Annotated in this window: 20 protein-coding genes and 1 tRNA gene; 2 read left to right on the top strand and 19 right to left on the bottom strand. The window is 57.4% G+C overall.

The annotated features are described in order from the left end of the window. Window positions 1-65 precede the first annotated feature (65 nt). Window positions 66-1,733 carry an ABC transporter substrate-binding protein gene (locus KZZ06_RS07105; RefSeq protein WP_219579366.1) on the top strand — a complete coding sequence of 556 codons (1,668 nt, stop codon included), beginning with the start codon at window positions 66-68 and terminating at the stop codon, window positions 1,731-1,733. 60 nt (window positions 1,734-1,793) lie between these two features. Here KZZ06_RS07105 and KZZ06_RS22705 read toward each other — a convergent pair whose 3' ends face one another. The 15 genes from KZZ06_RS22705 to hemE form a co-directional block, all read right to left on the bottom strand. Then, the gene (locus KZZ06_RS22705) at window positions 1,794-2,804 is read right to left on the bottom strand and encodes a 3-hydroxyacyl-CoA dehydrogenase family protein (RefSeq protein WP_219579365.1); all 1,011 of its coding nucleotides are present in this window, start codon (window positions 2,802-2,804) and stop codon (window positions 1,794-1,796) included. A gap of 23 nt (window positions 2,805-2,827) precedes the next feature. Next, complete coding sequence (locus KZZ06_RS07095; protein ID WP_219579364.1) at window positions 2,828-3,718, bottom strand: helix-turn-helix transcriptional regulator; 891 nt, start codon at window positions 3,716-3,718, stop codon at window positions 2,828-2,830. 77 nt (window positions 3,719-3,795) lie between these two features. Then, window positions 3,796-4,221 carry a thioesterase family protein gene (locus tag KZZ06_RS07090; protein ID WP_219579363.1) on the bottom strand — a complete coding sequence of 142 codons (426 nt, stop codon included), beginning with the start codon at window positions 4,219-4,221 and terminating at the stop codon, window positions 3,796-3,798. Beyond that, window positions 4,222-5,400 carry a benzoyl-CoA 2,3-epoxidase subunit BoxA gene (gene boxA / locus KZZ06_RS07085; protein ID WP_219579362.1) on the bottom strand — a complete coding sequence of 393 codons (1,179 nt, stop codon included), beginning with the start codon at window positions 5,398-5,400 and terminating at the stop codon, window positions 4,222-4,224. 94 nt (window positions 5,401-5,494) lie between these two features. Further along, the gene (boxB, locus tag KZZ06_RS07080; protein ID WP_219579361.1) at window positions 5,495-6,946 is read right to left on the bottom strand and encodes a benzoyl-CoA 2,3-epoxidase subunit BoxB; all 1,452 of its coding nucleotides are present in this window, start codon (window positions 6,944-6,946) and stop codon (window positions 5,495-5,497) included. Between the two features lie 71 nt (window positions 6,947-7,017). Further along, window positions 7,018-8,676: a 2,3-epoxybenzoyl-CoA dihydrolase gene (gene boxC, locus KZZ06_RS07075; RefSeq protein WP_219579360.1), complete on the bottom strand. Its 1,659-nt coding sequence runs from the start codon at window positions 8,674-8,676 to the stop codon at window positions 7,018-7,020. Window positions 8,677-8,801: 125 nt separating this feature from the next. After that, the gene (locus KZZ06_RS07070) at window positions 8,802-9,236 is read right to left on the bottom strand and encodes a DUF309 domain-containing protein (protein WP_308340006.1); all 435 of its coding nucleotides are present in this window, start codon (window positions 9,234-9,236) and stop codon (window positions 8,802-8,804) included. Between the two features lie 10 nt (window positions 9,237-9,246). Further along, a complete protein-coding gene (locus KZZ06_RS07065) occupies window positions 9,247-10,071 on the bottom strand; it encodes an alpha/beta fold hydrolase (RefSeq protein ID WP_219579358.1) in 825 nt (274 codons plus the stop codon). Continuing rightward, window positions 10,071-11,615 (bottom strand): benzoate-CoA ligase family protein, encoded by a 1,545-nt coding sequence (locus tag KZZ06_RS07060; protein WP_219579357.1) that lies wholly within the window; start codon window positions 11,613-11,615, stop codon window positions 10,071-10,073. The genes KZZ06_RS07065 and KZZ06_RS07060 overlap by 1 nt, the downstream gene beginning before the upstream one ends. A gap of 86 nt (window positions 11,616-11,701) precedes the next feature. Further along, window positions 11,702-13,516: a feruloyl-CoA synthase gene (locus KZZ06_RS07055; RefSeq protein ID WP_219579356.1), complete on the bottom strand. Its 1,815-nt coding sequence runs from the start codon at window positions 13,514-13,516 to the stop codon at window positions 11,702-11,704. A gap of 81 nt (window positions 13,517-13,597) precedes the next feature. Beyond that, a complete protein-coding gene (locus KZZ06_RS07050; protein ID WP_219579355.1) occupies window positions 13,598-14,917 on the bottom strand; it encodes a TRAP transporter large permease in 1,320 nt (439 codons plus the stop codon). Window position 14,918: 1 nt separating this feature from the next. Beyond that, window positions 14,919-15,500 (bottom strand): TRAP transporter small permease, encoded by a 582-nt coding sequence (locus KZZ06_RS07045; RefSeq protein ID WP_219579354.1) that lies wholly within the window; start codon window positions 15,498-15,500, stop codon window positions 14,919-14,921. 84 nt (window positions 15,501-15,584) lie between these two features. Beyond that, window positions 15,585-16,619 carry a TRAP transporter substrate-binding protein gene (locus KZZ06_RS07040; RefSeq protein WP_219579353.1) on the bottom strand — a complete coding sequence of 345 codons (1,035 nt, stop codon included), beginning with the start codon at window positions 16,617-16,619 and terminating at the stop codon, window positions 15,585-15,587. Window positions 16,620-17,024: 405 nt separating this feature from the next. Further along, window positions 17,025-17,101, bottom strand: a tRNA-Met gene (locus tag KZZ06_RS07035). A 62-nt stretch (window positions 17,102-17,163) separates the two neighbouring features. Next, complete coding sequence (gene hemE, locus KZZ06_RS07030; RefSeq protein WP_219579352.1) at window positions 17,164-18,213, bottom strand: uroporphyrinogen decarboxylase; 1,050 nt, start codon at window positions 18,211-18,213, stop codon at window positions 17,164-17,166. A 110-nt stretch (window positions 18,214-18,323) separates the two neighbouring features. Between hemE and hemC the strand changes: the two genes are divergently transcribed. Then, window positions 18,324-19,277: a hydroxymethylbilane synthase gene (gene hemC / locus KZZ06_RS07025; protein ID WP_219579351.1), complete on the top strand. Its 954-nt coding sequence runs from the start codon at window positions 18,324-18,326 to the stop codon at window positions 19,275-19,277. A gap of 89 nt (window positions 19,278-19,366) precedes the next feature. Here hemC and hemF read toward each other — a convergent pair whose 3' ends face one another. Genes hemF through clpS form a run of 4 tightly spaced genes read right to left on the bottom strand, consistent with a single transcriptional unit; the run spans window position 19,367 to window position 22,488 of the window. After that, window positions 19,367-20,260, bottom strand: a complete 894-nt coding sequence (gene hemF / locus KZZ06_RS07020; RefSeq protein WP_219579350.1) for an oxygen-dependent coproporphyrinogen oxidase — start codon at window positions 20,258-20,260, stop codon at window positions 19,367-19,369. Between the two features lie 58 nt (window positions 20,261-20,318). Further along, window positions 20,319-21,119 (bottom strand): SDR family NAD(P)-dependent oxidoreductase, encoded by an 801-nt coding sequence (locus tag KZZ06_RS07015; RefSeq protein ID WP_219579349.1) that lies wholly within the window; start codon window positions 21,117-21,119, stop codon window positions 20,319-20,321. A 31-nt stretch (window positions 21,120-21,150) separates the two neighbouring features. Continuing rightward, window positions 21,151-22,143, bottom strand: a complete 993-nt coding sequence (locus KZZ06_RS07010; protein ID WP_219579348.1) for a class I SAM-dependent methyltransferase — start codon at window positions 22,141-22,143, stop codon at window positions 21,151-21,153. Between the two features lie 3 nt (window positions 22,144-22,146). Further along, entirely contained in the window at window positions 22,147-22,488 is a 342-nt protein-coding gene (clpS, locus tag KZZ06_RS07005) for an ATP-dependent Clp protease adapter ClpS (protein ID WP_219579347.1), read from the bottom strand. Window positions 22,489-22,579 lie beyond the last annotated feature (91 nt).

Below are 22,579 nucleotides of genomic sequence, written 5' to 3'. Positions count from 1 at the left end.
CACTGTCACGGGGGCGATAGTGGAAAGCGACAATGCGCGCAGCCACACCAACAGAGAGGAAGATCATGAGTTTTTTGACCCGCACCGGTAAACCGCTGCCAGAGGCCATTCTAAAATCAGCCGAGGCCGCCAAGGCAGATCCGGTAAATCGACGCGAATTTCTGGCACTGGCAAGCGCATTTGGCGCAACCACTGCCACTGCATATGCCATGATTGGTCTGCCCACCCCCGCCAGTGCTGCTGCCCACAAAGAAGGCGGTACAGTACGCATGCAAATGGAAGTGCGCGCTCTCAAAGATCCGCGTACCTATGACTGGTCACAAATCGCGAATTTCTCGCGCGGGTGGCTGGAATACCTCGCGATCTGGGAAAACGACGGCACGTTCACCCCTGCCTTGCTGGAAAGCTGGGAAATCAACGACGACGCGACGGAATATACCTTGCATGTCCGCAAGGGCGTGACCTGGAACAACGGCACCGCCTTTACTGCCGCCGACGTGGTGCGCAACATCGAAGGCTGGTGTGACAAATCCGTCGAGGGTAACTCGATGGCGGGCCGTTTCGCGACCCTGGTCGACGAAGCCACAGGCAAAGCAATCGAAGGGGCGATCACTCTTGTTGATGACCACACGATCAAGCTGATGCTGCCGCGTCCGGACATCACATTGATCCCCGGCATGGCCGATTACCCAGCCGCAATCGTCCCCGAAGGTTTCGACGCAGAAACCATGCTGGATAACCCTGTTGGCACAGGTGCCTACCTGCCTGAATCCCTTGAGGTTGGTGTTAAAAGCGTTCTGGTTAAGAACGCGGACCACACATGGTGGGGCACCGAAGTGTATGGCGGCCCGTATATCGACCGTCTGGAATATATCGATTACGGCACGGACCCGTCCGCCTTTGTTGCAGCAGCCGAAGCAGATGAAATCGATGCGACCTATTCAATCGAGGGTGAATTCATTGACGTGTTCGGTACGCTTGATGGCTGGAACGAAAACGAAATCGCCACAGCGGCGACCATCGTTATCCGCCCCAACCAGCTGGCCGAAGTTGATGGCATGAAGCCATACGCCGATGCGCGTGTACGTCAGGCGCTTACGATGGCCGTTGATAACGCCGTCCTGCTGGAACTAGGTTATGCCGGGCGCGGTCTGGTTGCGGAAAACCACCATGTTGGCCCGATGCACCCCGCATATGCCGAACTGCCCCCACGCAAGGTTGACCCAGCAGCAGCCAAGGCGCTGATGGAAGAAGCAGGCATGGCCGATTTCGAGCACGAGCTGTTCTCGATCGACGATGCGTGGCGCAAAGACACGACCGACGCGGTTGCCGCGCAGCTGCGTGATGCGGGGATCAAGGTAAAGCGGACGATCCTGCCCGGTTCGACCTTCTGGAACGACTGGACGAAATACCCGTTCTCCTCGACCAACTGGAACGCGCGGCCTTTGGGCGTCCAAATCTGGGCATTGGCCTATCGGTCGGGCGAAGCATGGAACGAATTTGGCTGGGCCAACGCTGAATTCGATGCCCTGCTGACCAAAGCACTGTCGGTTGCTGACGTTGAAAAACGCCGCGCGATCATGGCAGAGGGCGAAGCGCTGATCCAAAGCGAAGGCGTGACAATCCAGCCATATTGGCGGTCGCTGTATAACCACACCAAAGAAGGTCTGGTTGGCGCGAACCACCACATCGGGTTCGAATACCACCCGGCGCGTATGGCGTGGACCATGTAATCTTGTCTATATAATCTTGGGAAAGGGGCCGCATTTGTCGTGGCCCTTTTTCGTTGCGCGTTAGAAAAGCAACGACAAAGCCGGCGACGGTGCCCAAAGTTCGGGGTGGATCGCTTGCAGGTTTCGCAACTGCTGCGTCACCGCTGCGTGCCCTGCCGCCTGCGCACGCGGCGTCATTTCAGGCAGTCCCAATTTGTAGAATACCAGTTGATCCAGCTCTTGCTGCGTCACACCGCTTTGCAGCAGATCACTGGCTGCATTCATCACCCCGACAATCAAAGCGTCTGCTGCGTCGCTGGCCGAAACGGGCATCGGATCAATCCGGGCAAAACGGGCTTCCTCGACGATCATGTCTTCCATCAACGGATCGATCACCGCGCCGCCCCCGCCCGGATAGCGATACCATCCGACACCAATAGACCGGCCCAATCTGCCCTCGCGTACCATACGGTCTGCCACCAGCAGATCGACGCCAGCCGCCCTGCGCCGCGCAAAGGCGACGTCCAACCCGATGTGGTCCTGCGCCTTCAACAACCCTTCGGTAAAGCCCGCGTCTTCCAATGCCTCGTCCAGCTCCCACGGGGTCACGCCGACAAGCAAAAGCCGATCCACCAATGCAAGGGCCGCATCTTGCAAAACGGCGCCGGCAAATGCGTCCCCCTTGCTTTGCATAAACGGCACTTTCAACGTTTTCGCAAATTCAACAGCGCGTGACCGCGCATCCGCTGACGCGCGGCCAAAGCTGATTTCGACCAATCGCGGATCAAGTAAATCCATCGCAACTGTACGCGCCGAATCGGGAATGCCAGAAAGCCCCTGCGGTCCATTCAGAACAATAACCAACGCGCGCCCCGGCGCTTGGCCCGCTTCATTGGCCCCGCATATAAACACGTCGCATTGCCCCGGCACGTCACTATCCACGCGTATATCCAGATCAGGCAAAAGCCGACTAAGAACCGCACCCACACGGGCCGCATCATCCGGATCAGGCTCTATCACGCTGACGGCAAAACCGGATTTACACAGTGCTTGGATCAGGTCCGCGCTTGCCGTGCCCAGATCGTATAACACCACATGCCTATGTGCCGGTACGGTCACCCGTCAAGAACATCCAGAAAACGCCGCTTTTCGATAATGCGCAGCAAATCCTTGAGCGATGTCTTGACCGGGCGGTTTGACGTGTTGATCTGCGCATCTGCACGCTCGTAAAGCGGGGTGCGGGTATCCAGCAGGTTCTTGAGCTGCGTCATCGCGGCGGGGTTGCCTGCCATCGGGCGCACATCACCTTGGGCACGCACACGTTGCATGTATTCCGCAGGGCTGGTGTGGACCCAGATCGTGTGAAACCGCTGCAAAAGCCGGGTATAGGTCGTCGGCTCGGCGACGATACCGCCCGCAACAGCAAGGATCATTTTGTCATGCTTGGCATTAACCCGCGCCAGCGCTTCGGCCTCAAGCTCGCGGTATCCTTCTTGGCCATACAGCGCCATCACCTCGGCGATTGGCATGTCCGATGCGGCCTCGATTTCTTTGTTCAGCTCGACAAAGGGCAGCCCCAGCGCGTCGCCTGCCAGCTTTCCCAATGTCGACTTTCCAGCGCCGCGCAAACCGATCAGACAAATCCGGCCCGCCCGTAATTCCGTTTGGCTTTGTGCAAACAAAAGCATGCGCACCTGCTGCTGCACCTCGGGGTTTGCGTTGCTGAAAACCTGCGCAATTCGCTCCGCATCCCGATCAAGCGGTGTGCTCTCTGCCAGCAACGCCTCGATCTTGAGATCAAGCGCACCAGCAACCCGTTGCAGCAAAATAACCGAGATATTACCCTCTCCTGCCTCAAGCTGGGCAAGATAGCGCGGCGATACGCCAGACATCTCGGATAAAACGCGGCGTGGCAAACCCCGAGACTTTCGCGCCTCTCGCACCCGTACAGCAATCCGCTTTATCAGCTCTTCGCCGGGGGTGGTCGGGTTGGAAGTATCAGGCATAAGCATCCATTAATGAACAATAATGCAAGATTAACCCTGAACCTGACAGGATCAACACAAATCTGCAAAAAAGTGCACTAAGCGTCGCGGATCAACGGTTCGACGACTTTGCGAATACGATCAGGTGCCGGCATGCTTTTGAACACGTCCGCTTGGGTAAACACGCAAGTGAAACTGCCAGTAAAGCACAGCACATTATTCTGATATGCCTTCATCCCGAATGTGATCGATTTCTCGCCCAGCCGGGTCGGATATGTCTCGCACATTAGACGGTGGCGCGGGGTGACGGGGCTGCTGAAATCCATCGACAGGTTTACGAACGGCGTGCCCATATTGCGGTCGATTTCCATCTGGAACCAACCTTCCCCGTCAAAATGTTCTTCCCACCACGCGTTGATGGCATCTAGGGCAAACCACGGCAAACGGGCAGTATATGCAATTCGCGCGGGGTCACAATCGCCCCAAGTTACGCGAATTTCATGGACAAAAGGCGTGTCGGTCATTCAGTAGGTTTCCACGTGATAGCGGCCGTCTTCGCGCATGGTGTCGCGCAACGCTTCCCATTGCTGCCCCATGCTTTCGGCGATTGAAGTCATCGTCCTTTCAACACCTTCCTCCATGCCCCGCAACCCGCAGATATAAATATAGGTACGGTCATCCGCCAACAATTCCGCGACGGTGTCCTGTTCGGCGATAATGCGATCCTGCACATATTCCTTATCCTTGCCCGCCTCGCGGCTGAACACCAGATGCTGCTTCATCAAGCTTTCCGGTATCTTCTTGAGCGGCCCAAAATACGGCAGGCTTTGCGGCGTACGCGCGCCAAAAAACATCGTCATGCCACCTGTCGCACCACTGCGCTGGCGCTGCATGGTAAAGGCACGCATCGGCGCGGAACCGGTTCCCGTACAGATCAGCAGCAAATGCGCCCCAGGATCGCTTGGCATCAGGAATGTCGCGCCAAAGGGGCCTGTCACCTCGACCTCGGCCCCGGTTTCAAGATCGCACAGATAGTTTGACGCAAGGCCGCCCGCCTCGCGCTTCACCGTGAGCGAGATGTTGTGATAGCCGGGGCGTTCACCGTCCCGCGGGCTTGAGATCGAATAAAGCCGCGGCAAATGTGCGTTGCCCTCGGCATCGGAACCGGGGGGAATGATGCCGACAGATTGCCCTTCGAGCACCGGAAACGGCAGCGGGCCGGGATCAAGGATGATGTGGCGCACGTCATGGTCCGGGTCATCTGTCAGACGGTAATTGCCCTGCACCTTCATCTTGGCGGGTTTGCCAAGGTTGTACATATTTACCGCTGGCTTGCTCGCCGTCAGCGGGGCCTTGGCCTTGCCGCCTGCACCTTTATGCGCTTCGGCCAGCAATGCCGCGATCGGGTCCACGGTAGCCTCGTCTGACGACGGGGCGGGCGCTGCGATATCTTCCTGATCGGGCAGTTCGTCCATCTCGAATTGCTGTTCCAATGTGTAGGGCGTGTTGACCACGCGCCATTCGTCAATCGACCCTGTGGGGCAGACGGGAATACAATCCATGCAAAAATTGCAGGTGTCGAAATTCACCACGACATTGTTGTCGTCATGTTCAATCGCGCCCACAGGACAGGTCATTTCGCAGGTATAGCACCGGATACAGATCTCGGGGTCGATGAGGTGCTGTTTGACGGGCTGGTTCATGGCGAATGCTCCTGCGGCTTTATGTGCGGATGGGCGGACCAAAGCCCACCCACCTGTGTTATCTGCGTAGGGTGGGTGTAACCCACCGCGCGCCTTAGGCCATGTGCAACTTTACATATTCAAAGTCGCCCGGCTTGTTATCGATGCCAACCTTTGGTGCGGCAATCCAACTGGCGTATTTACCGGGCTCATAGCACGGCACCATCAACGATTGGATAAAGTCACCATCGGCCTTGGTCGGCAGCCATTCGTCTTTGCGTTTATGCCATTCATCCGATGAAATGATGTTGCCGTCTGGGTCAACAGCCACGGCGCTAAACACACCAATCTGACGGTGGAACCCTTCGTGCGGCATCTTGAATTCGAAATCAACGCCGGACTTGGCAATCTGCTTGTTCCAGCGGCCAACACCGCCCGCAGCGTCACGCACATAATCATCGCGCAGACGCATGTTGATCGCGGTCAGGGCGGGCACGTCTTCGGTGATGATCTTGCCATCTTTGACCGACGTCACCGCATAGGTATCGTTTTGCAGCTTGTGATCGTCGTCAATCCGCTGCTCCATATACCGGCCCTTGATGCCGTAGTTGAACGCATTGGCCGCGTTGGTCGACACCTCTTGGCCGAACAGATCCAGCGACAAGGTATAGTGCAGGTTCAGCTTTTTCTGGATTGTGGGCAGGTCGATCACGCCAAGATCGCGGATCTTGTTGATGTCATAGGGGTCGGTGATACCCGCCTTGTTCATCGCCTCAAGCGTGGCTTGAATGGTGCGGCCCACGCCGGTTTCACCGACAAACATATGGTGCGCTTCTTCGGTCAGCATAAAGCGACAGGTGCGCGACAGCGGGTCAAAACCGGACTGCGCCAGACTTTCCAACTGCATCTTGCCGTCACGGTCGGTGAAATAGGTGAACATGAAAAACGACAACCAATCTGGCGTTTCCTCGTTAAACGCACCCAGCATGCGCGGGCTGTCATCCGACCCCGAGGACCGCACCAGCAAATCATCCGCTTCTTCGCGGCCATCACGGCCAAAGTATTTTTGCAGCAAATAGACCATCGCCCAAAGGTGCCGCCCCTCTTCGACGTTTACCTGAAACAGGTTGCGCATGTCATAAAGCGACGGCGCGGTCAGCCCAAGGAAACGCTGCTGTTCGACCGATCCCGGCTCTGTATCACCTTGGATCACAATCAGACGTTTCAGCATGTTGCGGTATTCGCCGGGCACTTCTTGCCACGCGGGTTCGCCGTAATGCTCACCCATCGGAATTTTGCGATCTTCCACGGCGGGGGCTAGCAAAACACCCCAACGGTATTCCGGCATCTTCACGTAATCGAATTTTGCCCAGCCTTTTGGATCAACCGACACGGCCGTGCGCAGATACACCATCGATTCCTGAAAGTTCTGCGGGATTAGATCATTCCACCAGTTGATGTAGCCCGGATGCCACTTTTCCAGCGCCTTCAGCACCTTTTTGTCTTGGCTCAGGTTCACGTTATTGGGGATCTGGGTGTCGTAGCTTACGTTGATTAGGTCGATCATTGTTTTCCTCCTCGTGGGGTCAAAATCTTTCAAAGATTTTGGGTCGGATTTTTTGAAAAAATCCACGCCCGTTACACACGTTCCATGTTGTATTCACCGCGCACGCCTGTGCCATAACGTTGCAGCGCGCCGTCTGGGCCTACTGCGTTGGGCCGCTGGAAAATCCAGTTTTGCCATGCAGTCAGACGGCCGAAAATGCGGGTTTCCATGGTTTCGGGGCCGGCAAAGCGCAGGTTCGCCTCCATCCCCGTCATTGCATCGGGGCTAAAGCTGGCGCGCTCCTCCATAAACAGGCGCACCTCATCCTCCCAATCGATGTCGTCGTAAACATAAGTGACCAGCCCCGCCTCATCGGCGGCATCAGCCTCTAGCGGCTGACCTTTCAGCCCCTCAAGCGTCGCGACATCTTCGGGCGTGCCCAGGAAACGCGTTTCAAGCCGGGTCAGGTCATTGCCCATTTTATAGGTGCCAAAGTTGCCATCGCTCAGGGTCACCGTCGCAAGGGGCCGGTTGTCGCCGTCAAATTCCTCAAGCATCATATAGCTGCGATCCACCGCCCACAGCAGTTCAGCCAAGGGACCGGCAAAACACGAGCCATGCTCAACAATCGCGACCAAACTACGCGAGGTCATATCGACCCGTTTCAGCACACGTTTCCAATATTGCAGGATTTCATTGGCCAGCCAGTGGTCCTTATTGGCCAGCAAAAGCGCCTCGTGGGCGATGACAAATTCCGGGTCGCCTTGGGTCTGGAATTCAATCAGGCCCAATTCCTTTTCGTTGTTGCGCAGGTGCAGGATGGCATCATCCAATTCACGCGCGCAGCGCAAAATCCATGCGTCTGCGCCTTGGGCCGTCAGCGCAGCCATATCGACCGGGGCCTCAGCATCCGGCCCTTTGATCGTTACCGTCGCGCGTTTTGCAGCGCGGTCCAGCACCACTTCGACGGTGGAATATGTGACGCCATCCGCCGCGAATGTCCGCGTAAGGGGCGTCAGATCGACCCCCTGCGCCACATCTGCTTTGTCCGAACTGGCGGCCATCTCGCGGGCACGCGCGACAACTGTTTCGTCAAACTTTGAATTCGGGATCACCTCGTCGACCAAACGCCATTCCTTGGCGCGCTTGCCCTTCACCCCTTCTTCGATCGAGCAGAAAACATCGGCGCGGTCACGGCGTACCATACGTTTATCGGTGACGCGGGTCAGACCACCCGTACCCGGCAAAACCGCCAGCAAGGGCACTTCGGGTAGGGACACAGATGACGAACTGTCGTCGGTCAGCATGATGTGATTGCACGCCAGCGCCAACTCATAGCCACCGCCCGCGCAGGCCCCTTTGACAGCGCAAATATAATTCTGGCCACTGTCCGCCAGCGCCGCCTCGTAGGTATTGCGCGTCTCGTTGGTGAACTTACAGAAATTGACCTTGTGGCTATGCGCAGCCCCGCCCAGCATGCGAATATTGGCACCTGCGCAAAATACCTTGTCCTTGGCCGATTGCATCACCACGACTTTGACCTCCGGATGTTCGAACCGCATCCGCTGCACAATATCGGCCAATTCGATATCAACGCCCAGATCATAGGAGTTCAGCTTCAGCTCGTAGCCTTCGAACAGCCCGCCTTTTTCATCCACATCCATATAAAGGTTCGCAATGGGACCGTCATATTCGATCTTCCAATGACGGTATTTGGACGGATCAGTTTGAAAATCGATAATCTTGGTCACAGGTTGTCCCCCCTTGCAGGCCCGGTCTGATGTTGCATCATAGCCCCGGCCGTTTGATAGATAGATGCGTAATATGGCATAATACTGCCATATATTTCTGGTTTTACCCTCACGATATGCGCACTTTATGCATCATATCGCAGATTTATCATGTCTCGGGTGTCATTCACCCACGCGTCAATATCGCGCAGCTTCACGTCCAGAATCGTTTCAGCTGCCCCGCATTGCCGCAAAAGATCGTCCACCATAGCGCACAGCCTGCGGGCCGCGTTCGGTTTATCCATCCGCAGCTTCAGCCGCGCATTGGCCAGTTGGATCATGGATTGGATCAATGCCCGTTCCGGTGACGGATCAGGCGCACGCATCCAAACCGCCTCAAGAACCTCGTGGCATTCCCAGAAATATCCGTCATGAAAATAGGTCAATCCAATCTGCCACGCCTCGGTCTGGCCCAGCAGCGCAAGCGGCGTTTCCCCGGTGACACTTGCCTTGATGTGATCAAACCAATCCTCGGGGTGACGTGCGTTCAGGCCCGGCACATGTGCATGCGGTGGGACCACAGCGCGCACCCTAGGCCATCTGAACGATTTCACGCTCGATCCGGTCCAGACGGGCGCAGAATTCACGGATTGCTTCCAATGTGGCATGGGGCTGATCCAGATGCGGCGCATGTCCGCACTTGTCCAAAATCGCAGTTTCAACGGGTGAATAAATCCGCGTTTCGATCTCTTCGATCTGGGCCAGCGTCCCGTAGGGGTCATCGCGCCCCTGAATGGCCAGAACCGGAATGCGCAGATGATCGATGCTGTCGCCGACATTCCATGCCTCGAATTTCGGATCGGTCCAGGCATCGTGCCACCCGTGAAAGGCGACATCGACATTGGCATGATACTTGGCCAGCTTGTCCTTAAGCCCACCGTTGTTATAGGCGTCGCCAGCCGATCTGATCGCCGCCAGCCCGCCCGGTTCGGTAAAGAAATGCGGGGCCATCAGGATCAGCGACCGGATGCGCATGTCTGACACCGACCCGGCATAGATCGTGGCAATCGTGGCACCATCGGAATGGCCCAGCAAAATCGCGTGTTCGATCCCCGCAGCGTCCAGCACATCCCCAAGGGATTGCTCGGCCTCGAGGGTCATGTAATCCAGCGGGCGCGGCAGATCGACGGGATCAGACCCACCATAGCCCGCCCGTGAATAGGCCAGCACGCCAAAACCCGTGGCATCGACCAACGCCTGCGGAAAATCACGCCATAGCTCGATACAGCCCAACCCTTCGTGCAACAGCACCAGCGTCGGGGCATCGGCGGGCTTGGGCCCCCATGCGGCATATTCCAGTGATTTACCGCCAGCGGTCAGGCGTTGGCCCGCCTCGTTCGACCATGTCACACTCATCACTTTTCCTCTCGTAATTTGAACCGTTGTATTTTTCCCGTCGCCGTTTTGGGCAGTTCTTCGACCACCTCGATCCAGCGGGGATATTTCCATTTGCCAATCTTTTCTTTGACGTGGCTTTTCAGCTCGGCCAGCAGGGCATCGTCGGCACCGCCCTCTTTCAACACGACAAAGGCTTTGGGTTTCTCCAACCCGTCCGCGTCCTCGGCAGCGACCACGGCGGCCTCAAGGACCCGCGGATGGCTGACCAGCGCGCCCTCGACCTCAAAGGGGGACAGCCAGATGCCTGACACCTTAAACATGTCATCCGTGCGCCCGCAGTAGGTCAGCCGCCCGTCATCGCCCAGCTCGTATTTGTCACCCGTCCGGGTCCAGACGCCTTCGAAGGTGCTGCGGGATTTATCACGTTGATTCCAATATGAATTCGCAGCCGAGGCCCCGTTCACCAACAATTCACCCACGCCGCCGGGCAGCACGTCTTCGCCCAGTTCATCCACCAGACGCAGCGTATAGCCGGGCACCGCAACACCCGATGTGCCATAGACCAGATCATCCTTGCGGTTGCTCAAAAAGATATGGAGCATCTCCGTCGATCCGACACCGTCAAGAATGCTGGTGCCCGCGTGTTTCTCCCACCTCAGTCCCACCTCTTCGGGCAGGGCTTCGCCCGCCGAAATGCAGGTGCGCGGCGGTGCCGTCAGGCCACCCGCACTGTCCATATGCGCGACCATCGCGGCATAAAGCGTGGGCACACCGCAAAATACCGTCGGCTTTTCCGCGTTCAGTAATTCCACGACACCATCAGGCGTGGGCCGCCCTGCCAGCAGCAAGGTGGTTGCCCCGACCGACAGCGGAAACGACATGGCATTGCCCAACCCATAGGCGAAAAAGAACTTGGCCGCGGAAAACACGACATCATCCTCGGCGATCTCAAGCACCTGTTTCCCGTAAGTGTCAGAGGTCGCCCGCAAGGCGGAATGCACATGCGCCACGCCCTTAGGCTGGCCCGTTGATCCCGATGAATACAGCCAGAACGCAACCTCGTCCGGGCTGACCGGCAAGGTGTCGCGGGGCCGCACGCCCGTTAGAAAATCGTCAAAACCGGTGGTGCCATCGACAGGATCGCCGATCACAACCACATGGCGCAAATAGGGGTTGCCCGCGACGGCGTCCTTGGCAACATCCCACAGTTCGGCCGATACGAAAAGGATCGCAGCACGCGAGTCGCGCAAGATCGCATCATAGACCGCCCCGGACAAAAGCGTGTTGATGGGCACGGGAATGACACCGCATTTCATCGCACCCCAAAAGATTTGCGGAAATTCGATCTGGTCCAAGACCAGTATCGCTGCGCGTTCTTCGGCCCGAATGTCGGCCCGCGCCAACGCCCCCGCAACTAGCCCGGCCCCCACAGCCATATCGCCGTAGGTTAATGTTCGGCCCCGGTCAATTTCTCGATATGCGACTTTGTCGCGGCGGCCCTCCTCGGTGTGACGATCTACGAAATATGTGACTGCATTAGCTATTGTGTTGGCAGCGGTCATCTCGGTCCTCCCAAACGTCGATGCTTTATTGTGCATCTACAGAATGATGTCGCAAGGTAACTCGCTTAATTCGGCAATTTATTGCACTAATTCGCCGATATACGTGCGGCGTCTGCGGGGTCGTAAATCCGGCCCACCAATGCCGCCCGGCGCATCAGCATTTTGGGAAAGTTCAGGTTGCCTTTGGCCGTGACCTCTCCGTCGCCCATCGAGGGCGGATCGGTCAGGATAACAGCACCGGTCACACGCGACGCGCTGCCTGTGTTTTTCGCGGCCAAGCCTTTCATCACAGCGCCGATCTTTTCCATCAGGGGCGCGCAAATCATTGCGCCCGCATCATCCGACACCGTCCAACCCTGCGCCTTGATCGTGGCGTGGTTGGGCACCAGCAACATGCCCACTTCCTCGCGGCCCTGACCTGTCAGCACCAGATCTGTCACATAGGGGGCCAAAGCCGCCAGCAGATCCAACCGCAACTGCGCCGCGCGCACCCATGTGCCGGTCATCAGCTTGAAATCTTCGGACATGCGCCCGTCAAACATCAGCCCCCGCGTAGGGTCGTTCGGGTCGACGAAACGCATCGCGTCGCCAGTGACAAAGAACCCTTCTTCGTCGAATGCATCAGCGGATTTTTCGGGGTTGTGATGATAGCCTGTGGTGATCGTCGGCCCCGCCACGCGCACATCGCAGCGCCCGTCGGCGTCGGGGATCAATTTCACCTTCACGCCGGGCAACGGCACGCCCACAATACCCGCACCTTTTGCCGGTTCATGCTGCAACAAAGCGGCGGGCGCGGTTTCCGTCAGACCCCATGATGAATTGATCAACGGCAGTTTGCCGCGCGTTTCCATGGCAAGCCGTTCAAGTTCAGCCCAGGTTGCCTGCGGCAGCGACGCACCCGCGTAAAAGATCATATCCAGCTGCGCAAAATAGCGTTCGCGCAATTGCTTGTCTGCCTTCAACGCCGTGACCAACTGGGCAAATCCAACCGGCACGTTAAAGCTGATTGTGCCGGAAATCTCGCGCAGGTTGGCAAGGGTTTTATCAAACATCCCCGCGGCAGGTTTGCCTTCGTCGATGTACAGACTGCCGCCATTTGCCAGCATCAGGTTAAAGTTATGCGATCCGCCAAAGACATGGTTCCACGGCAGCCAGTCCACCAGTTGCGGGGGGCGGGCGGTCACAAACGGTAAGGCTTGCGCAAGTTGCGCTTGGTTCGTGGTCATCATCTTTTGCGTTGTCAGCACCCCCTTGGGATCCGAGGTAGACCCCGAGGTCATCAGGATTTTCGCCAAGGTATCCGGCGTGATCTGCGCAAAGGCCGCAGCGACATCGGCATCGCTTGGGGTCAGCAGGCTGTTGAAATCAGTTGCCCCCGTGGCACCGGGCAAGGACGACAGTTTTTCAGCCCCGCTCAGGCTCTCTAGCCCGAAGGCACCTGCATATTGGGTGGCATCCGACGCATAGACCATGCCGGGCTTTACCAGCTTGGCCACATAATCCAGACGCGGCAGGGCGGCAGGGATCAGCGAATATTGCTCGGCCACGGGGACGGTCGGCACACCGACATATTGCGCCGCCAGCGACAGCAATCCGTGGTCGATGCTGTTGCCCGATATGATCAGAATGGGTTTTTCCGGCCCCAAATCGCGCGACAACAAATGCCCCGCAATGCTGCGCACCATGTCCAGCGCCTGAGAATAGCTGACGGTGCGCCAACCACTGCCTGACCGCTCTGCCAGAAACACCCTGTCGGGGGCCGATGCTGCCCATTCATGCAACCAGTCGCCTGTGCAGCGGGCAACGGGCCCCAGATCATAACCCGACTCCAACAAAATGGACCCGTCAGGCCGATCGGTTCTGGTGACCTTATGCGGTATCAAATTGGAACTATTGGTCATGAATCCTCCTTGGCCGCGCCGGACAAGGCGGACCTGATAAACGTTAGCACCACGCGCCGGGGCGTGGGGAAAGGGCCAAATCTAGCTGGGTAGCAGGAACAATGTGATCGCGGGGAACATCACCAGAATAATCACGCGAACGATGTCGGACCCGACAAAATACATGACTGCCTTATAGGTTTCGGTCATGGGCGTTTCGCGATCCATCGAGTTGATGATGAACAGGTTCATCCCAACCGGCGGCGTAATCAGCCCCACCTCGACGACAATCAGCACCAAGATACCAAACCAGATCGCAAGATGTTCCGTGCTCATCCCGAAATCCATCGCCGAGATGACGGGAAAGAAGATCGGGACCGTCAGCAGGATCATCGACAAGCTGTCCATCAGGCAACCAAAGATCAGGTAGAATACCAAGATGATCGTCAACACGAGCCACGGGCTATAGCCCTGCCCGACAACCCAGTCGGCCATGAACTGCGGAACGCCCGATAGCGCGAGAAACCCGTTATAGAACCCCGCCCCCAGCACGATAAAGAAGATCATGCCTGTCGTTTTCGCGGTGCCCAGCAAGCTCTCGCGCAGAACCGACCAGTTCAGGCTGCCCGACAGCAACGCCGCTAGTCCTGTGCCAGCCGCACCGATGGCGGACCCTTCGGTCGGGGTGAACCACCCAAGATAGATACCGCCCACAACAACGAAAAAGATCACCAGAACCGGCCATGTATTTGCCAAGGCCTTGAACCGGTCTGCCATGGGCACCGCGGGGCGCGTGCCCGCAGAATTCGGGTTCAGGCGCACATAGATCGAAATCGTGACGATGTACCCAAGTGCTGCCAGAATGCCGGGAATGAACGCGGCGAGGAAAAGCTTGGCGATGTTTTGTTCGGTGAGGATCGCGTAGATCACCAAGATCACCGATGGCGGGATCAGGATACCCAAGGTGCCGCCCGCTGCCAACGTGGCGGTGGAAAAACCACCCGAATAGCCATAGCGGCGCAGCTCTGGCAAGGCGACCTTGGACATGGTCGCCGCTGTTGCCAGCGAGCTGCCACAGATCGCGCCAAAGCCCGCACAGGCCCCCACAGCCGCCATCGCAACACCGCCACGACGATGCCCCAGAAAGCTTTCTGCCGCTTTGAACAGTGCCGAGGACATGCCAGACAGGGTCGCGAATTGCCCCATCAGCAGGAACATCGGAATGATCGACAACGAATAGCTTGAGAATGTTGTGTATGTTTCGGATTTCAGCTTGGCCAGCAGCGGGGTCGGATTACCGCCCATCGCGAAATACCAGCCGCCAAATCCGCAAAGCAACATCGCCAACCCGATCGGCGCGCGCAAAAAGATCATCAACAAAAGCACGGGGAAGGACCAAAAGCCCAGTTCTAGATTGGTCACGTTAATGCGCCCCTTGTTCGCTGGGTAGAATATTTTCGTCTTTGATTGCCTCGATCACCCGGATCACGGCGCAATAGACCGCCACGATGCACGACACGATTCCGGCGGCAAAGCTGGCGGCATAGGCCCACCAAACCGGGAACTGTAAGAACAACGTCGTCTCGCCGTTGCCGATATAGCGCTGCATCCCCTCGAACAGGCGCCAGATGATTAAAAGAATCACCGCAGTAAGGACCAGCTCCCAGAAGGCCGCGATCCAACGGTTGGCCCGGCGCGACAGAAACGAGGTAAAGATATCGACGCTGGCGTGCGAACCGTAGAACTGGCAAATCGGCAGGAACGAGAAGATGGCAAACGCGATCCCCGCCTCGAGCAATTCGTAGTTTCCGTTGATTTCTCCGATCCCCAGATCAAGCAGACCCTGTGACAGACCATTGAGTTGGGTTTGGAAATATTCGCTATGAAGCACTTTGTTGATGGTGCGCCCAATGATCGAAAACGTTGTCATCAGGATCAGCACCGTCAGAACGAGCCCCCCGATAACCGCGGTAAATCGGGCAAGAAACTGGATCAGCCGGCGCATGTAACATCTCTTATATTTGGAAATCTTTAAGGCGGAAGACCTGCGGCATTCACCATGCCACAGGTCGGCTTTATCAGCTTCGGCTTATTTGCCGTAAGCGTCCATCAGGGACTTGGCTTCGTCGATCAGCGCCTGACCATCGATGCCTTTGCCGTTCATGTCAGCAACCCACGCGTCATAGATCGGCTGGGCGGTTTCACGCCAAACCTGCGTTTCCTCATCGGACAGGGTCACGATGTTGTTGCCCAGATCAACGGCGATCTGACGCGCAGGGCCATCGGCATCCGCTTGCGTACCACCCGCAAAGACCGAAAACTCGAGACCGGAGTTGTCGTCGATGACCTTTTTCAGATCGTCCGGCAGGCTTTCATATTTGTCTTTGTTCATCGCCAGAACAAATGTCAGCGTATACAGCGCAGACCCCGAGAATTCGGTGTGGTTCTTGACCAGTTCCGACACTTTCAGGGCTGTGGTGACTTCCCACGGGATGGTTGTCCCGTCGATCACACCTTTGGACAGACCTTCGGGGATGGCTGGCACAGGCATACCAACAGGCGTCGCACCCGTGGTTTCCAAAAGCTGGTTCACCAGACGCGAACCGCCACGGATTTTCAGACCTTGCATGTCGGCAGGTGTGCGCACTTCTTTGTTAGTGTGCAGCAATCCGGGGCCGTGAACCCATGTGCCCAAGATGTGCACGTCTTTGAATTCAGTGTCCTTCATGTGCTTGTCGAACATCTGCCAATAGGCAGAGCTGGCCGCACGCGCGTCGGTCACCATGAACGGCAGTTCAAACACCTCGGTCGATGGGTAGCGGCCCGGCGTATAGCCAACAACTGTCCAGACGATATCGGCCACACCATCAATCGCTTGGTCCATCAGCTCTGGTGGCTTACCGCCAAGCTGCATGGACGGATAGCGTTCAACCTTGATCCGGTCGCCACTGTCTGCCTGAACCTTGTCGGCCCAAACGTCCAAGACCTGCTTGGGTACATTCGCCTGAGGCGGCAAGAATTGGTGCATGCGCAGTGTGACATCTTGCGCCAGCGCGCCTGTCGCGCTCATCCCGACGGCAAGCGCGGCCGCAGCGGCACCCATAATGGTTCTTCTCATCATCATTGTGTCTCTCCCTTTTAGTTGATCGTAACGGTGCCCACTTCAACGTGGGCTTTCCGTGGGGTCGCTTAATTCGGGGGAAAAACGACAGATGCACTACCATCACAGATGTGATGCGCTCCCAAATACATCCGTCTTCCTCCCCTGAATCGCATGTGCCCGAACGGATCAGGCAACGCAGCGTTTCTTACAAATATTGTTAGGCCATCTAACAATATTTGTCATTATCTTTTCGGCGCTCTTTTTGGGCTATATCGCATTGGCATATGCGCAGCTGCAAAATTCGCACTTTCGTGCAACTTAGCGCCTCTGAGTTTGTAACCGTCAAACGAAATGCCCAGGTAATGCAAAATAATTCACATGCCCGTTGTATATCGGGCTACTCGGCAAAATTCTAAGGGTGGGTGATGGTGGCGTTACCTGGATTTGAACCAGGGACCTAACGATTATGAGTCGTTCGCTCTAACCAACTGAGCTATAACGCCATCGGCGCTTCGAATATGACGGGCCTTGGCCCCCGTCAAGGGCCAAAACCAATCTAATGTCATCAACCTGCGTCGCGAACCGTATCAATCATCAATTGAACGTTGTCAGGATTGGCGTCTGGCGTGATGCCGTGACCCAAATTAAAAATATGCGGCCCCTTGGAAAACGCCTTTACGATGGTGCGTGTTTCATCGATCAAATCCTGCCCGCCTGTGACCATATGGCGTGACGCAAGGTTGCCCTGCACACAGCCATCCACCTGAACATTTGCCGCAGCCCATTCAGCAGACACGGAATTATCCAACGCGACACAATCCACACCGGTTGCCTTGTGGAAACCGATGTACTGGTCGCCCGCCTCGCGGGGGAAACCGATGATCGGGATACCGGGGTGACGCTTCTTCAGCTCTTGGGTGATTTCGCGGGCTGGCTCCAACGCATATTTCTGGAAGGCCTCGCCCGAAAGCGACCCCGCCCAGCTGTCGAAAATCTTCATGACTTCGGCACCGGCCTCGATCTGCGCCGACATATATTCGATCGTCGCCTTGGTGATCAGGTTCAGCAGGGATTCGAACAACGGGTTGTCCTCAATCCGCAACTGATGCGCGGGCCCTTGGTCTTTGGTACCCTGCCCCGCGATCATATAGGTCGCCACCGTCCACGGCGCGCCCGCAAAGCCGATCAACGTGGTTTCCGGCGGCAAGGCCCCCGCAAGGTTGCGCACGGTCTGATAGATCGGGTTCAGCGTCTCGTGAATAACGTCGACGGGCTTCAGCTTGTCGAAATCGGCCTGCGTGGTGACAGTCGACAATCGCGGCCCTTCGCCCGTGACGAACCACAAATCAGCGCCCAGCGCCTGCGGCACCAGCAAAATATCCGCAAACAGAATCGCCGCATCAAATCCAAAGCGGCGGATCGGCTGCAAAGTTACCTCGGTCGCCAGATCAGGATTATAGCATAACGACAGGAAATCGCCCGCCTCCGCCCGCGTGGCCTTATACTCGGGCAGATACCGCCCCGCTTGACGCATCATCCAGATCGGCGGTGTCGCCTGCGTTTCACCCGCCAAAGCGCGCAAAATGGTTTTGGTTGGGGGTGTTGTCTGCGCCATGTGTCGGCTCCTCAGGTAATCTTTTGCCTTTGGTCAAGATGTGGGGGCTGGAAGTCAAGGCGCGGGTGCCTCATTGTTGCACAAATTTGACTTGGCCCAAAGAGAACTTCATGACCCTGACCTTGCCTACCCCTCAGAACCCCTTGCGCATCGGCACCCGTGGTTCCCCCCTCGCACTGGCCCAAGCGGTTGAAACCCGCGCGCGGCTGTCAGAGGCGTTTAACCTGCCCCTGACCGCGTTCGAGGTTGTCGTGATCAAGGTAACCGGCGATTTGATCCAGGATCGCCCCCTCAAGGAAATCGGCGGCAAGGGCCTGTTCACCCGCGAAATCGAAGAAGACCTGCTTGCGGGCAAGATCGACATCGCTGTGCATTCCATGAAAGACATGCCCACAATCCAACCCGGCGGCCTGCTGCTGGATACGTTCCTGCCCCGCGAAGACCCGCGCGACGCCTTTGTCGCCCCCCTGCTCTCGGCCCTTGATCAACTCTCGCAAGGTGCGGTTGTCGGCACCTCAAGCCTGCGCCGCCGGGCACAACTGCTGCACAAACGCCCCGATTTGCAGGTCGTCGAATTCCGCGGCAACGTCCAAACCCGCCTGCGCAAACTTGCCGAGGGCGTGGCCGAATGTACCTTCCTCGCCATGGCGGGCCTAAACCGTCTGGGCATGGAAAACGTCCCCGCCACCCCGATTGACGACACCGACATGCTGCCCGCCGTCGCCCAAGGCGCGATTGGCATCGAACGTCGCGCAGGTGACGCGGACACCCAAGCGTTGCTGGCCGCCATCCACGACACCCCCACAGGCCAACGCCTGACCGCAGAACGCGCCTTCCTGCTCACACTGGATGGTTCTTGCGAAACGCCCATCGCAGGGCTCGCCACACTTGACGGCGACACCCTGCACCTGCGCGGCGAAGTTTTGCGCCCCGATGGATCAGAAGTGATCGCAGGCACCCGCAGCGGCCCTATCTCGGATGGCGGAAAAATGGGCGTCGATCTGGCCCAAGACCTGCTCGCCCAAGCCGGTCCGCATTTCTTCGATTGGCACACCGCAGGCTAATCCCCCGGCCCTAGCTCAATTCCAAATGGTCATAAATCCCGGGGGAGTCCGCAAGGACGGGGGCTGGCCCCCTGCACCCTCTCAGACCATCACACCCATTTGGCCAGGGGCGGTAGGCTCATCAATACGGCATTGGCATCATGCCCGGTCTCAAGCCCGAATTTCGTCCCGCGATCATAGACCAGATTGTATTCAGCATAGAGCCCACGATGCACCAGCTGGGCATCCTTATCCGCGTCATCCCAGCCCTGCGCTGTGCGCTTTTCCACCAAGGGAACATAGGCAGGCAAAAACGCGCGGCCGATGTCTTGGGTCAGCTTGAAATCCGCTTCCCAATCGCCGGTGCAGTGATCATCCATGAAAATCCCGCCTACACCACGGGCGCGGTTGCGGTGCGGGATATAAAAATACTCATCCGCCCATTCTTTCAACTTGGGATACAACCCCGTGCCATGCGGATCCAAATGGGTCTTTTGCTGATCATGGAAATGCGCCGTGTCTTCGGCATATTCGATGCAGGGGTTCAGGTCCGACCCGCCGCCAAACCACCACGCATGGGGGGTCCAGAACATACGGGTGTTCATGTGAACCGCCGGGGCATGGGGGTTTTGCATATGCGCCACCAGACTGATCCCCGAGGCCCAAAACCGCGGGTCGTCTTTCATGCCGGGAATGCCCTTGCGCGCAGCCATCGCAACCTGCGCGCGCTCGCCCAATGTGCCATACACGGTCGAGATATTGACCCCGACCTTCTCAAACACCCGCCCGCCGCGCATGACGCTCATCAAACCGCCGCCTGCATCCGATCCGTCAACGCTGCTGCGGGTCGTCTGGCTGACCTCGAATTCGCCAGCGGGCGCATCTGCCAATGGCCCGGCATCATGGCCCTTTTCCAATCCCTCGAACGCGTCCACAATCTGGTCGCGCAATTCGTGAAACCATGCCGCCGCGCGCGATTTTTCGGTCTCAAAACTGTCAGTCATATTCATCTACCTTGTCTGTGCGCTGCGACTCAAAGCCCGCCGAAACGGGTTTCACTGCTTAGTGCGCCGGTGCGTCCACCACATCCAGCAGCGAACGCCCGCCGTCGACCACGATCACCTCGCCGGTCATAAAACTGGAACTGTCCGTCGCGAGAAACTGAATGGTGTCGGCCAGTTCAGACGGCGATGCGATCCGGCCCAATGGCGTGTGACTGCGGATGTCATCGCGCCACTCACGGTTATCCGCGACCGATGCCTTCAACGATCCGCTCATCACCGATCCGAACGCAACGGCATTTACCCTTATCCGGTGCGGTGCCAGCGTCAACGCCATCGACCGCGTCATCTGTTCAAGCGCGGCGGCCGCCATTGAATAGGCCATCAATTCCGGCCGTGTGTGCCGCGATGCGATCGAGCTTAGGTTGATAATGCTACCCACCGCGCCCTCGGGCCGATCCTCGGCTTGCTTGATCATCCGTTTCGACACTTGCTGCGTCAATTGCAGCGCGGTCATTACGTTTTCCTGCCACAGGGTTTCGACGCTGGTATCTTCGCTGTTCAATGCATCCGTCGGCAAAAACTGCCGCGATGCGTTGACCAAAACGTCGACCTCATCAAAGGCATCGATGGTCGCAGACACAAGGTTGGCAATCGTCAGCCGCTGGCGCAGATCGCCCGCAAAGAAACGGATATTACCCTCGTCTTTTGTACTGCCCAACTCTTCGCTCAGTGCTTTTTCATCCGTGTCGGCACACATGACATTGGCACCTTTGTCAGCAAACTGTCGCGCAATCGCGAGGCCGATGCCGTTTGCCGCACCTGTCACGATGACGTTTTTGCCTTTGATCGAAAATGACATGAAACTGGTTCCTTATGACGCCAACTGGCGCTTAGCGACGTTTACGCAGAGGCCGCGCAGCATGAAACAGCTTGAACCGCGCATCCCCGCCAATCTCTTCGACATGGGCAAACCGTGTTTTCAATTCGGCCTCATAGGGAAGATGACGGTTCGCGACCATCCACAGCTTACCTTGTGGCGACAACATTCGCGCAGCCGCGGCGACAAAAGCCTGCCCGATTTGCGGCTCTGCCGCGCGGCCGGTATGAAACGGCGGGTTCATCACAACCGCGTCCAGGCGGTGCGGTGCTTCCCATGTTGTGGCATCTTCCCACAAGAATTCTGCGCGTTCGTCACCAACATTCCGGCGCGCGCATTCCAAGGCCATATGCCCCGCTTCAACGACATAGAGTTTTTGAACGCTTTCACGGGTCAAAATATGGGCCGATAGAAAACCCCATCCGGCCCCCAGATCGGCAACCTCAGCGCCCAGCTTTTCTGGCAGTGCATCCACCAAAAGCGCCGATGCCAAATCTACGCCATCCGCCGAAAACACGCCCGGCGCGGTCCAGAAACCGCCCTCGGTTTGTTCGGGGCCCTGCTGCCAATCCACAAAAAATTCGGCGGCGGGTTCAGCGATCCAGAACAGTTTGCCATGCGCCTTTGAAATAGGTCCGTGAATGGTCACGCGGGATCGCATCTCGCGCAGGATACTGTCTGCGCCATCCGTCTTTTGGCCGTCAATCACCACAATGCCATCGCAGGCAGCACAGGCGTCGGCAATCATTGCGCGTGCTTCTGCTTTGGCGCGGGGCAGGCACACGATGCAGGCCGCATAGTCGCCCTCAAAGCTGCGCACCACGTCATAGCCACGGGCGGCCCAGGCATCATAATCCGGTTTGAAACCCTGAATGATCTGAACGCGGGCCTTATCCAGGCCGGGCAGATCGCTGTCACGAGGCGGCTGGAAGACGGCAATCGTCCCCTCATCCGGTAATTCAAGGCCACCGCCGTCAAGCGCCAGCTGCAAACGTGCATCAATCAAGTGTTATTCTTCTTTTTCCATTGTGCATTGCAGCGGGTGCTGATGCCTGCGGGCGAAATCCATGACTTGCGCCACTTTGGTTTCGGCGATTTCGTGACTGAACACACCCACGACCGCCAACCCTTTTTTGTGAACCGTCAGCATAATTTCGAACGCTTGCGCATGGTTCAGACCAAAGAAACGTTCAAGCACGTGCACAACAAATTCCATCGGTGTGAAATCGTCGTTCAGCAGCATCACCTTATACAGCGGCGGCCGCTTTGTCTTGGGTTTGACTTTGGTCAGCAGATCGACGTCTTCGTCGTCGCGATCCTTGCCAGCCATCATAATATCATCAAGGCGCATTGCTGCTCCTGCTGCGAGAGAAGAGGTTCAAGTGAGTCGTATAAGCGTCTATATAGCCTGAAACGGACATTATAAAAGAGGATCTTGGAAA

This window comes from Sulfitobacter sp. CW3, from assembly GCF_019392245.1.
In the GTDB taxonomy this organism is placed as follows: domain Bacteria; phylum Pseudomonadota; class Alphaproteobacteria; order Rhodobacterales; family Rhodobacteraceae; genus Sulfitobacter.
This window is presented reverse-complemented; position numbering and strand designations above follow the sequence as displayed.